Raw genomic sequence first — 13459 nt, forward strand, 5'->3', positions numbered from 1 at the left:
CGTATGACGAGCGAGGAGCAGCCCACCCCCAGCGCCGCCCCGGCCGCCAGAGCCGCGGCGCCGGACCTGCCCGGGGTCGCGCCCGCCGGAACCCCGGTCGACCGGGCCCGGGCGCTGCTGCGGACACGTCCCTACCGGCGCCTGTGGACCACCCAGCTGATCGGCGGCACCGGCGACCGGCTCGGGCTGCTGGTGCTGCTCGTGCTCACCGTGGTCTCCGCCGCCCTCGGCGGCCAGTTCGGCGACCTGCCGCGCAGCCTCGCCTTCGCCGTGACCGCCGTCCTCGCCGTGCGGCTGCTGGCCGCCGGACTGGTCGGGGTGGCGCTGCTCGGCCCGGTGCACCGGCTGGTCGCCGGGAAGCTGGACCGGCGCTGGACGCTGCTCGGCGCCGACGCGCTGTGCGCCCTGCTGATCGGCCTCGCGCCCTGGTGGACGGTCTGGCTGTCCTCCGGTGCGCGGCCCTCCGCCGCCGCCACCTACGTGCTGCTCGCCACGGTGTTCCTCACCGGCGGTGCCGAGCGGGTCCGGGCGATCGCCAGGGACGTCGCCGTCCCGGGCCTGCTGCCGCCCGCCGACCCGTACGCGCCCGCCGCCGAGCAGCGGCCGGCCGCCGTCAACCTGGACACCGTCCGGAGCATCGACCGCTTCACCGGCTGGGCCACCGCGCCGCTCGCGGCCGCCGGCCTGGTCGCCCTCACCCTCCTGAACAACATCGGCGCGGCGCTCGGCTCGGACTGGCTCCGCGCCCACCAGGTCACCTTCGCCGCGCTCGGCGCGGCCGGCCTGTTCGCCGTCGCGGCCGTCCGCGACCACCTCCAGCAGCTGCCCGTCGGCCCGGTGACCGCCGCGCCGCACTCGCCGCTGCAGGGGCTGCGCGCCCCGACCGACGCCACGCCCGGGCCCGCGCTGGGCAAGGGCCGCACCGGCAGCGCCCCGTACTTCACCTTCGCCGTCGCGGCCGGCTTCGCCTCGATGGCCGGCGTCGCCGCGCTGGCCCTGCTCACCGCCGCCGAGCACCGCGCCGGGCCGATCGGGTACGGGCTGCTGGTGCTGGCCGCCACCGCGGCGCCCGCGCTCGGCGCCCGGCTGACCCGGGCCACGCTGCCCGCGCTCTCCCGCCGCCGGCTGCTCGCGCTGGCGCTGCTCACCGAGGGCGTGGCGCTGATCCTCGCCGGGCTGGTGCTGGACTTCGTGCTGGTCCTGGGGCTCACCGTGCTGGCCGGCCTGACCGCCGGGATCATCGTCTCCACCGGCCGCACCCTGCTCGCCCAGGAGGTCGAGGAGGCCCGGCTGCCGAAGGTCACCGAGCACCTGTACGCGGTGCTGCGGGTCGTGGTCGGCGCCGCGCTGGTGGTCGTCCCGCTGATCGCCGCGGCCTACGGGGACGTCGAGTACGGCACGGTCGAGCCCGGCTCGTTCACCTTCATCCACGGCGGCGCGGCGCTCGCCGTCGCCACCTCGGGGCTGCTCACGCTCGTGCTGGCCGCCGTCGTGCTGCTGCGGACCGACGACCGGCGCGGCACCGCGCCGTTCGGCCGGGACCTGGTGGACGCGGTGCGCGGCGCCGGCGGGCCGACCCCGCACCGGGGCGCCGGCACCGGCTTCTTCATCGCCCTGGAGGGCGGCGACGGGGCCGGCAAGTCCACCCAGGCGCAGGCGCTCGCCGAGTGGATCCGCGGCAAGGGGCACGAGGTCGTGCTCACCCGCGAGCCCGGCGGCAGCCCGGTCGGCCAGCGGCTGCGCGGCCTCGTCCTGGACGTCGGCAACACCGGCCTGTCGCACCGCGCCGAGGCGCTGATCTACGCCGCCGACCGCGCCGAGCACGTCGAGAACGTCATCCGGCCGGCCCTCGCCCGGGGCGCCGTGGTGATCACCGACCGGTACATGGACTCCTCGATCGCCTACCAGGGAGCCGGGCGCGACCTGGCCGCCACCGAGGTCTCCCGGATCTCGCGCTGGGCGACCGGCGGGCTGCTGCCCGACCTGACCGTCGTGCTGGACGTCGACCCGACCAAGGCCCGCGAGCGGTTCACCGAGGCGCTCGACCGGCTGGAGTCCGAGCCGACCGAGTTCCACCAGCGGGTCCGGGCCGGCTTCCTCGCCCTCGCGGCCGCCGACCCGGCGCGCTACCTGGTCGTCGACGGCAGCCAGGCCCCCGGCTCCGTCACCACCGCGATCCGGCACCGGCTCGACCGCGAGCTGCCCCTCTCCGAGCAGGAGAAGGCCGCCCGCGCCGAGCAGGAGCGGCTCGCCCGTGAGGAGGCCGAGCGCCGCGCCGCCGAGGAGGCCCGCAGGAAGGCCGAGGCGGAGGCCGCCGAGCGCAAGCGCCAGGAGCTGCTGGAGCAGCTGCGCGCCGAGCAGGCGGAGAAGGAGCGGCTCGCGAAGGAGGAGGCCGAGCGGGTAGCCGCCGAGGCCCGCCGCAAGGCCGAGGAGGAGGCGCGCCGCCGGGCGGAGGAGGAGGCCCGGCTCAGGGCCGAGCAGGAGGAGCAGCGCCGCCGCGCCGAGGAGGCCCGGCTGGCCGCGGAGGCCGCCGAGCGCAAGCGGCTCGCCGACGAGGCGGCCGCCCAGGCCGAGCTCCAGCGGCAGCGCGAGCTGGCCCGGGAGGAGCAGCGCCGCCGCGCCGAGGAGGCGCTGCAGCGGGCCGAGGAGGCCCGGCTGGCGCAGGCCGCCGCGCTCGCGGCCGCGGCGGCCGCGGCGCAGACGGCGGCGGAGCGGGCGGCCGGCACGCCCGGGGCGGGTGCGCCCGGGGACGCCGTGACCACCGAGCTGCGGGCCGTCCGGGAGGACCGGCCCACCGACGACGCGACCCGGGAGCTGGCGCTGCCGGACCACCGGGCGGGCGCCGGGGCGCCGGAGGCCGTCGAGACGACCGCGCCGCTGCCGGCGGTCCCGCCGGCGGCCGTGGACGAGACCGCGGTGCTGCCGAAGGTCTCGGCGGAGACCGAGCGGACGGCGCTGCTGCCGAAGGTCCCCGCGGACGCCGAGCGGACGGCGCTGTTGCCGCGCGTCGAGCCGGACCGCCCGCAGCCGGAGCGTGCGCAGCCGGGCCGTGCGGAGTCCGGCCGTGCGGAGCGGGCCGGGGCCGAGCCCGTCCGGCCGCAGCCGGGCGGCGCCGGGGCGGACCGGACCGGGGACCGGGTGCCGCCGGGGCTGTGGCGCGCGGAGCCGGCGGACGGCACCCGTGAGCTGCCCGCGGTCGACGCGGACCCGCAGGCCACCGCCGAGCGGCCACGGCCCGAGTGGGCCGAGGAGACGCCGATGGACGACCTGCCGAGCCTCACCGACACCCTGCTCGGCTCGCGAGACGAGTGGGCGGACTGGGAGCAGCGCGGCGCCCGGCCCCCGCAGGACCCGGGCGCCGGCCGCGCCGGGGACGGCGGAACGGACGGGGACGGGGACGGCGGCAAGGGCAAGGGCCGCCGCTGGCGCCGCCGGGGCTGACCCCGGAGCGGACGCGGACGACGGGCGGCGCCGCCCGGGGTGGGGAACCCCGGCGGCGCCGCCCGTCGCCGTTCTGGCCCGGACGGGCCGGGTCGGGCCGGCTCGGGGCGACGGCGCCGGGGGTGTCGCAGCGGACCCGTATGCTCGACGGCGGGGAAGGGGCGCCAGGAGCGCCGCCGTACGGAGCTTGGGAGCAGCAGTGGCCGTCTGGGACGACCTGGTGGGCCAGGAGCGGGTGGTCGAGCAGCTCACCGCCGCGGCCCGGGCGGCCGGGGCGACCGTCGCGGCCGGTCGCGGTGCGGCCCCGGAGCCGGGCGGGAACGCCTCCCTGATGACGCACGCCTGGCTGTTCACCGGCCCGCCCGGAGCCGGTCAGGTCACCGCCGCGCGCTCGTTCGCCGCCGCCCTCCAGTGCACCAGCCCGGACCTCGCGCTCGGCGGCACGCCCGGCTGCGGGTTCTGCGACGGCTGCCACACCGTGCTGGCCGGCAGCCACGCCGACGTCAAGTACGTCCGGACGGACGGCCTGTCCATCGGCGTCGGGGACATGCGCGAGCTGGTCCTGCGCGCCTCCAGCTACCCGACCGGCGGACGCTGGTCGGTGATCCTCGTCGACGCCGCCCACCGGCTCACCGAGGCCGCCGCGAACGCCCTGCTCAAGGGCGTCGAGGAGCCCTCGCCGCGGACCGTCTGGCTGCTCTGCGCCCCCTCCGTCCAGGACGTGCTGCCGACGATCCGCTCGCGCTGCCGCCTGCTCGTGCTGCGCACCCCGGCCGCCGAGGCGGTCGCCGACATGCTGGTCCGCCGGGACGGCGTCGAGCCCGAGACGGCCCGGCTGGCGGCGCTGGCCGGGCAGGGCGACGTCGAGCGGGCGCGCCGGCTGGCCGTCGACGACCAGGCCCGCAGCCGGCGCACCGAGGTGCTGCGGATCCCGCTGGAGGTCGGCGACATCGGCGGCTGCCTGGCCGCCGCCCAGCGCCTGGTCGACACCGCCAAGGCCGACGCCGAGGCGCTCGCCGAGACCCAGGACGCCAGGGAGACCGACGACCTGAAGGCCGCCTACGGCGCCGCCGAGGGCAGCAAGGCGCCGCGCGGCATGGCCGGGGCGGTCAAGGAGCTGGAGAAGCGGCAGAAGAGCCGGGCCACCCGGACCCGCCGGGAGACCCTCGGCGTCGCGCTGCTCGACCTGCTCGGCTTCTACCGGGACGTGCTCGCGATCCAGCTCGGCTCCACCGGCGCGCTCGCCAACGAGGACCAGCGGCAGGCACTGAACCGGGTCGCCCAGGCCGGCCCGCCGGAGGGCACGCTGCGCCGGATCGAGGCCGTGCTGGCCTGCCGCCGCGCGCTGGACCGCAACGTGGACCCGCTGCTCGCCGTCGAGGCGATGACGGTGGCGCTGCGCGCCGGCTGACCCCGCCCGTCGGCACACCCCGCCCGTCGGCGCACCCGCCCGTCGGCGCACCCCGCGGAGGGCCGACCCTAGGCCTCCCGGCGCTGGCCAGCTGTCCCACCTTCGAGTGAACGAGCGCCACGCGCCGGGCACACCCGCGTGTGACCGCCCGCCCGTTGTGCACGCTGGGGGCCGACTGCGCCCCGGTGCCGGGGCCGTCGTCTCCCGACGGAGCCGGGCCGTGCCCGGCCCCGGCCCTCCTCCCGAGGTGGTGCGTCCCATGGTTCGTCCGCTCCTCGTCATCCCCCTGCTGGCGGCCGCCCTGGGCGGGATCTGGCTGGCCCGCGGCGCGCTCCAGCGCTGGCGGGACCTGCGGGCCGCCGAGACCTACGAGCTGGCCGGGGACCGCTGGCCGATGCTGCTGCGGGCGGCCGGGGCGATGGTCTGCGGGGTCTGCGTCACCGCGCTGACGCTGCTCACCGCACTCGGGGCCTTCGGTGGCTTCGGCCACGGCGACCGGCCGACGGACCGGGCGGAGTCGGCCGTCGACGCGGCCGAGACGGTGCCGAGCGCGGTCGCCGCGGCGCGGCAGCAGGCGGCGCCGCCGGCCGCCGCCGAACCGGCCGCGGCCTCGACGCCCGCCGCACCGCCCGTCGTCGCCAGCAGGTTCGACAGCGTCGGTCGCCCCGGCGGCGGGGAGCTGCTGCAGTCCGCGGTGCTCGGCCCGGACGGGCGCCCGCGCAACGTGCGGGTCTGGTTGCCGCCGCAGTACGCCAAGGAGCCGAACGCCCGCTTCCCGGTGGTGGTGATGCAGGCGGCCGCGCCGAGCAGGACCGCCGACGCCGAGGTCCCGGACGTCTTCGACGGGATCGCCTCGGCGCTGCAGGTCGGCCGGGCCCGCCCGTTCATCCTGGTCGCCCCCGAGGCGCCGAACGGCACCGCGCACCCCTGCGAGCTGGTCGCGGCGGCCCCGGCCGCCGTCGCCGACGACGCGGCGCTGCGCACCACCGTCGCGGCCTCCTTCCGGACCCTGCCGCCCGGCCCGGCCTCCTGGGGGACCCTCGGCGTCGAGGGCGGCGCGCCCTGCGCGGCCGCCGCCGGGCTGGCCCGCCCCGACCTGTACGGCGCGGCCGCCGCGGTCTCCGGCCGGTACGACACCGCCGCGCTGGCCCAGACCGGTGCCGAGGCCCCGGCCGGCAGCGCTGCGAAGCTGCTGCTGGCCGCGGCCAAGGGGGACGCCGCCGGGCTGGACGCGGCCCGCAAGCTCCAGGCCGGGCTGAAGGGCGGCGCCGGTGCGGCGGCCAAGGCCGACGTGCGGATCTCGGACAACGTGCAGGACTACACCCCCGACCGGGAGCGGCTGCGGCTGGTCCGGCAGGCGGCGCAGTTCCTGGCCGAGGCGCTGGCCAAGGCGTCCTGACGGCCGCGCGAGCGGGCTACGCTGCCCGGTACCCGGAGCGGGTACCGGGCGGCTGCTTTCCCGCCGGGCCCGACCGGGCGCCCCGGCGGACTTCTTCGTCTTCGTCGGACCGAGCGCTGGAGAGGAACCGGATGAGGGCCACCGGGCGGGTACTGGCCGCGACGCTCGCCGCCGGGCTGCTGACGGGCGGCTGCGGCGCGGGCGCGCCCGGGGGGTCGGGGGCCGGGCCGTCCGGCCCCGCCGGGGCGGCCGCCACGGACGCGGCCGGTGCGGGGGCGGCCTCCGCGGCGGCCGGGGCCACGCCGCTGGAGCCGCTGCCCGCGGCGGTGCCGGCCGCGCTCGCGCCCTACTACGCGCAGCGGCCGGGCTGGCAGCCCTGCGACGGCGGGTTCGAGTGCACCACCTTCCGGGTGCCGCTGGACTACGACCGGCCGGGCGACGGCGACCTCACCCTGGCGGCCGTCCGGGCCCCGGCGGCTCCCGAGGGGGCCGGCCGGGAGGGCCGGCTCGGCTCGCTGCTGCTGAACCCGGGCGGGCCCGGCGGGTCGGCGGTCGAGTACGTGGAGGCGGTGGCCCGGACGTACGACGGCGGCGTGCGCGCCCGGTACGACCTGGTCGGCCTCGACCCGCGCGGGGTCGGCCGGAGCAACCCGGTCACCTGCCTGAGCGGGGAACGGATGGACGCCTTCACGGCCGTCGGCCTCACCCCGGGCGACCAGGGCGGGATCGACGCGCTGGTCGCCGCGGACAAGGAGTTCGCCGAGGGCTGCCGGCAGCGGGTCGGCTCCGCGCTCGGCCACCTGAGCACCGTCGAGGCGGCCCGCGACATGGACGTGCTGCGGGCCCTGCTCGGCGACGAGCGGCTGAACTACGTCGGCAAGTCCTACGGCACCTTCCTCGGCGCCACCTACGCGGGGCTCTTCCCCGGCCGGGTCGGGCGGCTGGTGCTGGACGGCGCGATGGACCCGGCGCTCGACTCGGTCACCGGCAACCGCACCCAGGCGGGCGGCTTCGAGACCGCCTGGGCGGCCTTCGCCAGGGACTGCGCCCGGCGGGAGGACTGCCCGCTCGGCCGCACCGAGCAGCAGGTCGGCGAGCAGCTCACCGCCCTGTTCGCGACCGTCCGGGCGCAGCCGCTGCCGAGCGCGGACAACGGCCGCCGGCTCACCGGCGCGCAGGCGACCACCGGCGTCATCGAGGCCATGTACGCCGACTACCTCTGGCCCAAGCTGCGCGCCGCGCTCGGCGACGCCAGGGCCGGCGACGGCACCGCCCTGCTGCGCCTGTCCGACGCGTACTACGGGCGGGAGGCGGACGGCTCGTACCCCAACCTGATGTTCGCCAACACCGCGGTGAACTGCCTGGACCTGCCCGCCCCGTTCGCCGGGCCGGGGGACGTGCTGCGCGCGGTGCCGGACTTCGAGCGGGCCTCGCCGCACTTCGGCCGCGACATGGCGTGGATGGCGCTGACCTGCGCCTACTGGCCGGTCCGGGCGACCGGTGCGGCGCACACCATCCGGGCCGCCGGGGCCGCCCCGATCGTGGTCGTCGGCACCACCCGGGACCCGGCCACGCCGTACGCGTGGGCGCAGTCGCTGGCCGGGCAGCTGGAGTCGGGGCGGCTGCTCACCTACGACGGGGACGGGCACACCGCGTACGGGCGGCACGACGCCTGCGTGGACGGGGCGGTCAACCGTTTCCTGCTCACCGGCGAGGCCCCTGAGCAGGGGAAGCGCTGCGGCCGCTAGGGCGCGCCCCGGGCGCGGGGCGGTGCCGCGGGTGCGGCCGCGGGGCCGGATGGTTGCAGCTTCAATCGATCACCGGTGCGACGTTACGATGAGCGCCCCCCTGCCCCCGTCCCCACCGGAGCGCACCGTGCTCGGAGTCAACGACCTGGCGACCTACGTCCTCGGCGCCCTCGTCATCATCCTGCTCCCCGGACCCAACTCCCTGTACGTGCTGTCCGTCGCCGCCCGCAAGGGCGTCCGGACCGGCTACCGGGCCGCCGCCGGCGTCTTCGTCGGCGACTTCACGCTGATCAGCCTCACCTCGCTGGGCGCCGCCTCCCTCCTGAAGGCCAACCCGGCCGTCTTCGCGGTGGTCAAGTTCGGCGGCGCCGCCTACCTGCTCTGGATCGGCTTCGGCATGCTGCGGGCCGCCCGCCAGCTCTGGCGCGAGCGCCGGGCCGTCGCCGACCCGGAGGCGCAGGCGGCTCCCGAGGCCGTCGAGCGGCCGTTCCGCCGAGCCCTGGTGATCAGCCTGCTGAACCCGAAGGCGATCCTCTTCCTGCTCTCCTTCTTCACCCAGTTCGTCGACCCGGGCTACGGCCGGCCGGTGCTCTCCTTCGCCCTGCTCGGCGGGATCCTGCAGACGTTCAGCATGCTCTACCTCTCGCTGCTGATCTTCGCGGGCACCACCCTGGCCACCGCCTTCCGCCGCCGCCGGAGGCTGTCCGCCACCCTCACCAGCGGCGTCGCCGTCCTGTTCGCCGGCTTCGCCGCCAAGCTCGCCGTCTCCTCCGCCTGACCGGCCCGGCCCGGGTGCCCGGCGGCCGCCCGGTCGGCCGCCGGACCGTCCCGTTACGGATCACCCGCGAACCTGTGTAGACTGGCCCGCGTTGCCGCCGCACGCGGCATCGGTGCCGCCTTAGCTCAGTTGGCCAGAGCAACGCACTCGTAATGCGTAGGTCGCGGGTTCGAATCCCGCAGGCGGCTCGGTGAAGGCCCAGGTCATCCACGTGATGACCTGGGCCTCTTGCGTTCCCGCCGCCGGTGAGTCGCCCCGGCCGGCCCTTCGCGTGTTCGAGGCCCCGGGCGTTTTCGAGGACCGCGGGCTTTTTCAAGACCCCCGGACGTGTTCAGGAAAAGGGGCGGAGCACGGATTCGGATATTCGTCCACAGTTGTTCCAGGCCATTGCGGACGGTGAACGTATGTGTTCAGATCACCGGCACTACTCGAGTCGAGCGCGATGTGCGAAAGTCATTCTGCTGCTTGGTTCACACGTAGTGAGGTGACATATGGATACTGCAGTAGAAAGGGCCATCGAGTGCATTCGGGCGCGTTACGGCGATCCGCTTACTCTCACCGAGATCGCCGAAAGCGCCCTGCTCAGCCGCTTCTATTTCACGCGGCTCTTCAAGGAGGAGACCGGGCTCACTCCCGGCAGGTTCCTGGCCGCGATCCGCATCCACGAGGCCAAGCGGCTCATCGCGACCACCTCGATGAGCATCACCGAGGTGTCCTTCGCGGTCGGCTACAACAGCCTCGGTTCCTTCACCAACTCCTTCACCGCCGGGGTCGGGGTGTCGCCGAGCCGGTACCGCCGGCTGGCACGCGGAGGGGGGGAGGGACTTCCGGAGCCCGATCCGGGAACGTGGACGGGATTCGGGACGGTCGCGGGCACGATCAGCCTGCCGGAGGGCCACGGGAACGCCCGGGTGTTCCTGGGCGCCTTCCGCACGCCGGTCGTCCAGCACCCGTCGCTCGCCGCGGCGGTGATCGACGTGCCGAGCGGTAGGCCGTCCTGCTACTCGCTGACGGACGTCCCCGAGGGGACCTGGCACCTGCTCGCGGTGGCGGTGGCCGACGGGGTCGGGCCCGACGCCAGGGCCCGGCGGACCGCGCTCTTCGGCGGGCACGGCCCGGGGCCGGTGACGGTCACCGCCGACACCGTCACCAGTGCGGCGGTGCGGCTGCGCCCGGGCCGTCCGTCCGACCCGCCGGTGCTGCTGGCGCTGCCGGAGCTCGAACCGCCGGCGAACGTCACGGCCCACCCCGGGTGCGCCTCCGTGGTGCCGGCCCCGGAGCGCGCCGAACGGCACCGGGCCGCGGGCCACCTCCGGGTGGCGTCCGCGGCACCGGTGCCGGCGCGGTCGTGACCGGGTGGGATCACCGCACCATTTCCTGGTTGGTCTTGAGCTGCTCCGCGAGCAGGCTCCACTCCCGGCCGATCCGCTCGGCGATCGAGGCGATGACGCCGCGCCAGTGCGGCGGGACCGCGTCGACCAGGTCGCGCCAGTCCTCGTCGAGGTCGGTGGCGTGGAGCTGCATCCAGCGGAGGAACTCCCGGCCGCCGGTGGTGTAGCGGATGGCGGGGTCGCCGGCCATCTTGGCCGCCACCGTCGCCCACGCGGGCGGCGCGTCGGTGTGGTTCCGGCGGTGCGTCGAGGCGGAGTCGACGCTCGGCGCCACCCGCAGCGGCACCCGGGTGGCGCCGCCGGGGACCCCCACGGGGACCCCGGCGGGCCGGACCGCCCCGTCGACCGGCCGCACGGCCTGCACGGACCGCACGGGCTGCACCGCCTGGACGGCCTGCGGCCGTGCGGCCGTCTGGCGTCCGTCCCGCTCCGGGCTGTCGCCGCGCCGCAGCCGGGCGCTCACGTCGTGGACCGTGCCGAGCGACACGTCGGTCTCCCGGGCCACCTGACGCAGCGGCGCGTTCGGGTTGGCGGCGATGTACTCGGCCGCCCGGCGCCGCCCCTCGCCCGCGTCCACCGGGCGCCGCCGGCCGTCCCGGCCGATCCGCTTGCCGCCCAGCTGCGCGCCCCCGGCCGACTGGTCGCGCAGCGAGGCGATCGTCTTCGCGCTGAGCCCGGTGATGCCGGCGATGGCCCGGTCGGACCAGTCGGGGTGGGAGCCCAGGACCCGCTGGGCGCCGGAGACCCGGTCGGCCTTCGACAGCGGCAGCCCGTGCGAGCCGTTCGCCTTCATGGCGATGACGAGCGCCTCGGAGTCCGAGCAGTCGAGGAAGCGCACCTTGATGCTGTCGTCGCCGCGCAGCCGGGCGGCCTCCAGCCGGTGCAGCCCGTCGATGACGCGGTAGCCGTCCATCTGGACGAGGATGGGCGGCAGTTCGGCCGAACCCGCCGCGTCGATGAGGAGTTGGATGTGGGCGGCGTCCGTGCCGCCCTGGCGCAGGGACACTCCGGGCGACAGCGCGGTGATGGGGACATCGCGTGCCGGCAGTTTCTCGAAGTTCTTCAGATCGAATTCGGTGTGGGCCGATGATTCGGCGTTGCCGGTCCTGACGGGGCTGAATGCACTCGTCACCAGGACGGCGTGCCCGTTGCTCTGAGCCATTCCGTTCTCTCCCTCTCTGCTGCCGCTGCGTCGAGCGTCGCAAGCGGCTCTTCAGCGGCAGTCGAGGGCAGGTGGACGTTCCCTGGAAGCACGACACCGCGGGCGTCCGCCGGTTCGGCGGACACCCGCGGTGGACGCGGAGGGCCTGGTCAGGCGTCCCTGCGCTGGAGCAGGACACCCGCGATGACCAGCACGGCGGCCGTCCAGAGGGCGAGCACTCCGAGGCCCTGCCACGGCCCCAGGACGTCGGAGGCGCGGGAGTGCTGCTGGGTGATCAGGAACCCCGCCTCGGTGGGGAGGTAGCCGTGGACGTGCTTGCCCACACTACCGGGCAGCATCCGGGTCATCGGGGCGATCACCAGGACGAAGGCGATGACGCCGGTGATGCTCGCCGCGGTGTGCCGGATGATCGCGCCGACCCCGAGCGCGAACAGGCCGAGCAGGGACAGGTACAGGCCGCAGCCGAAGACGGCCCGCAGGACGCCCTCGTCGCCGATCGAGACCGGCGCCTTCTCGTTCAGGATCGGCGCGCCCAGGAAGAACGAGAGGAAGGCGGTCAGTTCGCCGACGACCAGGACCACCAGGCCGAAGACCGCGCCCTTGGCCACCAGGACCGGCACCCGCTTGGGCACCGCGAGGAGGCTGGCCCGGATCATTCCGGTGGAGTACTCGGAGGCGATCACCATCACGCCCAGCACGCAGACCGCGAGCTGGCTGAGCAGGATGCCGCTGCCGAGGATGGTGCCGGTCGGGTCGAGCCGCATCTCCGCCTGCTGGGCCGCGTCGCTCTTGTCCCAGTTGGCGACGCCCATCTGCATGAACAGCACGGTGGCGATCAGGGTCAGCACGATCAGGATGACGAGCGACCAGACGGTCGAGCGGACCGAGCGGATCTTGGTCCACTCGGAGAGCATCAGGTCGGCGAAGCCCGGTTCGCGGGCCCCGCCGGTGACGGTGGTCGCGGGGGCGGGTGCGGTCACGGTCGTCACTTCACACCTCCGGCGGTGGTCACGCCGGCGTCGTACTCGACGGCGTCCTTGGTCAGTTCCATGAAGGCGTCCTCGAGCGAACCGCGGCGGGTCGAGAGCTCGTGCAGGACCAGGCCGCCGGCGGCGGCCAGTTCGGCGATGCGCGGAGCCTCGAGCCCGACGACGTCCAGGTCGCCCTCGTCGGTGTCGGTGACGGTGGCGCCCTCGGAACGCAGCAGCTCGGCGAGCCGCTCGCGGTCGGGGGTCTTCACCAGCACGCTCTGCTCGGTGCTGTGCTCGATGAACTCCTCGGTGGAGCAGTCGGCGACCAGCCGGCCCCGGCCGATCACGATGAGGTGCTCGGCGGTCACGGCCATCTCGTTCATCAGGTGGCTGGAGACGAAGACGGCGCGGCCCTCCGCCGCGAGCGACTTCATCAGGTTGCGGATCCAGACGATGCCCTCGGGGTCCAGGCCGTTGAGCGGTTCGTCCAGGATCAGCGCGGCGGGGTCGCCCAGCAGCGCGGCGGCGATGCCCAGCCGCTGCCCCATGCCGAGCGAGAACCCGCCGGCCCGCTTGCGGGCCACCGAGCCCAGGCCGACCTGGTCGATGACCTGGTCGACCCGGCGCTTGCCGAAGCCCTGGGTCTGGGCCAGGCAGAGCAGGTGGTCGTAGGCGCTGCGCCCGGTGTGGACCGCACGTGCCTCCAGGAGCGCGCCCACCACCCGCATGGGGGCGGCGAGTTCGCGGTACGGCACGCCGTTCACGGTGGCCGTGCCGGCGTCGGCGCGGTCCAGGCCCAGCAGCAGCCTCATCGTGGTGGACTTGCCCGCGCCGTTGGGGCCCAGGAAGCCGGTGACCCGGCCGGGCTCGACGGTGAACGACAGGTCGTTCACCGCGGTCTTGTCGCCGTAGCGTTTCGTGAGGTTCTTGGCCTCGATCATGGTCACCTCGGTTGAAGGGGCTGCGAGAGATTCCGGGGGATAAATCCGCCCCGCCCACCTGTGGTACCAGGAATCCGAATCCGTTCAGTAGGGGCCGGCCCGCTCCGCCGTGAACGGCGGCCGCCGCCCACGATGGCCTCGGCCGCGTCGGCGTGGCAATTTTGACGGCGGTGACGGCCGGCCCGAGCGGCCGTTTCATCTGCTCGTTTTCCTCAGT

The 13459-nt window shown here is 75.9% G+C and carries 9 protein-coding genes and 1 tRNA gene; 7 read left to right on the plus strand and 3 right to left on the minus strand.

Annotated elements, in window-relative coordinates; genetic code table 11:
- Window positions 1-3: 3 nt before the first annotated feature.
- From tmk to ACFYUY_RS14535, 7 genes are all read left to right on the plus strand, one after another.
- Window positions 4-3441 (plus strand): dTMP kinase, encoded by a 3438-nt coding sequence (gene tmk / locus ACFYUY_RS14505; protein ID WP_387900712.1) that lies wholly within the window; start codon window positions 4-6, stop codon window positions 3439-3441.
- 199 nt (window positions 3442-3640) lie between these two features.
- Window positions 3641-4852 carry a DNA polymerase III subunit delta' gene (locus ACFYUY_RS14510; protein ID WP_360217111.1) on the plus strand — a complete coding sequence of 404 codons (1212 nt, stop codon included), beginning with the start codon at window positions 3641-3643 and terminating at the stop codon, window positions 4850-4852.
- A 259-nt stretch (window positions 4853-5111) separates the two neighbouring features.
- On the plus strand, window positions 5112-6251 hold the full coding sequence (locus ACFYUY_RS14515) for a hypothetical protein (protein ID WP_360217108.1): 1140 nt from the start codon (window positions 5112-5114) through the stop codon (window positions 6249-6251).
- 131 nt (window positions 6252-6382) lie between these two features.
- On the plus strand, window positions 6383-7999 hold the full coding sequence (locus ACFYUY_RS14520) for an alpha/beta hydrolase (RefSeq protein WP_387900714.1): 1617 nt from the start codon (window positions 6383-6385) through the stop codon (window positions 7997-7999).
- Between the two features lie 127 nt (window positions 8000-8126).
- On the plus strand, window positions 8127-8777 hold the full coding sequence (leuE, locus tag ACFYUY_RS14525) for a leucine efflux protein LeuE (protein WP_387900716.1): 651 nt from the start codon (window positions 8127-8129) through the stop codon (window positions 8775-8777).
- A 114-nt stretch (window positions 8778-8891) separates the two neighbouring features.
- Window positions 8892-8965: transfer RNA gene (locus tag ACFYUY_RS14530), tRNA-Thr, on the plus strand.
- 303 nt (window positions 8966-9268) lie between these two features.
- The gene (locus ACFYUY_RS14535) at window positions 9269-10129 is read left to right on the plus strand and encodes an AraC family transcriptional regulator (RefSeq protein ID WP_360217084.1); all 861 of its coding nucleotides are present in this window, start codon (window positions 9269-9271) and stop codon (window positions 10127-10129) included.
- A 10-nt stretch (window positions 10130-10139) separates the two neighbouring features.
- On the opposite strand, the gene ACFYUY_RS14540 is transcribed toward ACFYUY_RS14535, so the two are convergent.
- The 3 genes from ACFYUY_RS14540 to ACFYUY_RS14550 all read right to left on the minus strand — a co-directional run bounded on the left by ACFYUY_RS14540 (window position 10140) and on the right by ACFYUY_RS14550 (window position 13242).
- On the minus strand, window positions 10140-11330 hold the full coding sequence (locus ACFYUY_RS14540) for a ParB N-terminal domain-containing protein (protein ID WP_360217081.1): 1191 nt from the start codon (window positions 11328-11330) through the stop codon (window positions 10140-10142).
- Between the two features lie 149 nt (window positions 11331-11479).
- A complete protein-coding gene (locus ACFYUY_RS14545; RefSeq protein ID WP_360217078.1) occupies window positions 11480-12319 on the minus strand; it encodes an ABC transporter permease in 840 nt (279 codons plus the stop codon).
- Window positions 12316-13242: an ATP-binding cassette domain-containing protein gene (locus ACFYUY_RS14550; RefSeq protein ID WP_360217075.1), complete on the minus strand. Its 927-nt coding sequence runs from the start codon at window positions 13240-13242 to the stop codon at window positions 12316-12318. Before ACFYUY_RS14550 ends, ACFYUY_RS14545 begins: the two co-directional genes overlap by 4 nt.
- Window positions 13243-13459: the final 217 nt, after the last annotated feature.

Origin of the sequence: Kitasatospora sp. NPDC004745 (assembly GCF_042873275.1) — a bacterium.
Taxonomy (GTDB): domain Bacteria; phylum Actinomycetota; class Actinomycetes; order Streptomycetales; family Streptomycetaceae; genus Kitasatospora.

Excerpts from the sequence above, each read along its gene's own strand:
- ACFYUY_RS14515 (WP_360217108.1), top strand. The coding sequence starts at position 5,112 with ATGGTTCGTCCGCTCCTCGTCATCCCCCTGCTGGCGGCCGCCCTGGGC.
- ACFYUY_RS14550 (WP_360217075.1), bottom strand. The coding sequence starts at position 13,242 with ATGATCGAGGCCAAGAACCTCACGAAACGCTACGGCGACAAGACCGCG.
- ACFYUY_RS14540 (WP_360217081.1), bottom strand. The coding sequence starts at position 11,330 with ATGGCTCAGAGCAACGGGCACGCCGTCCTGGTGACGAGTGCATTCAGC.
- ACFYUY_RS14535 (WP_360217084.1), top strand. The coding sequence starts at position 9,269 with ATGGATACTGCAGTAGAAAGGGCCATCGAGTGCATTCGGGCGCGTTAC.
- tmk (WP_387900712.1), top strand. The coding sequence starts at position 4 with ATGACGAGCGAGGAGCAGCCCACCCCCAGCGCCGCCCCGGCCGCCAGA.
- ACFYUY_RS14520 (WP_387900714.1), top strand. The coding sequence starts at position 6,383 with ATGAGGGCCACCGGGCGGGTACTGGCCGCGACGCTCGCCGCCGGGCTG.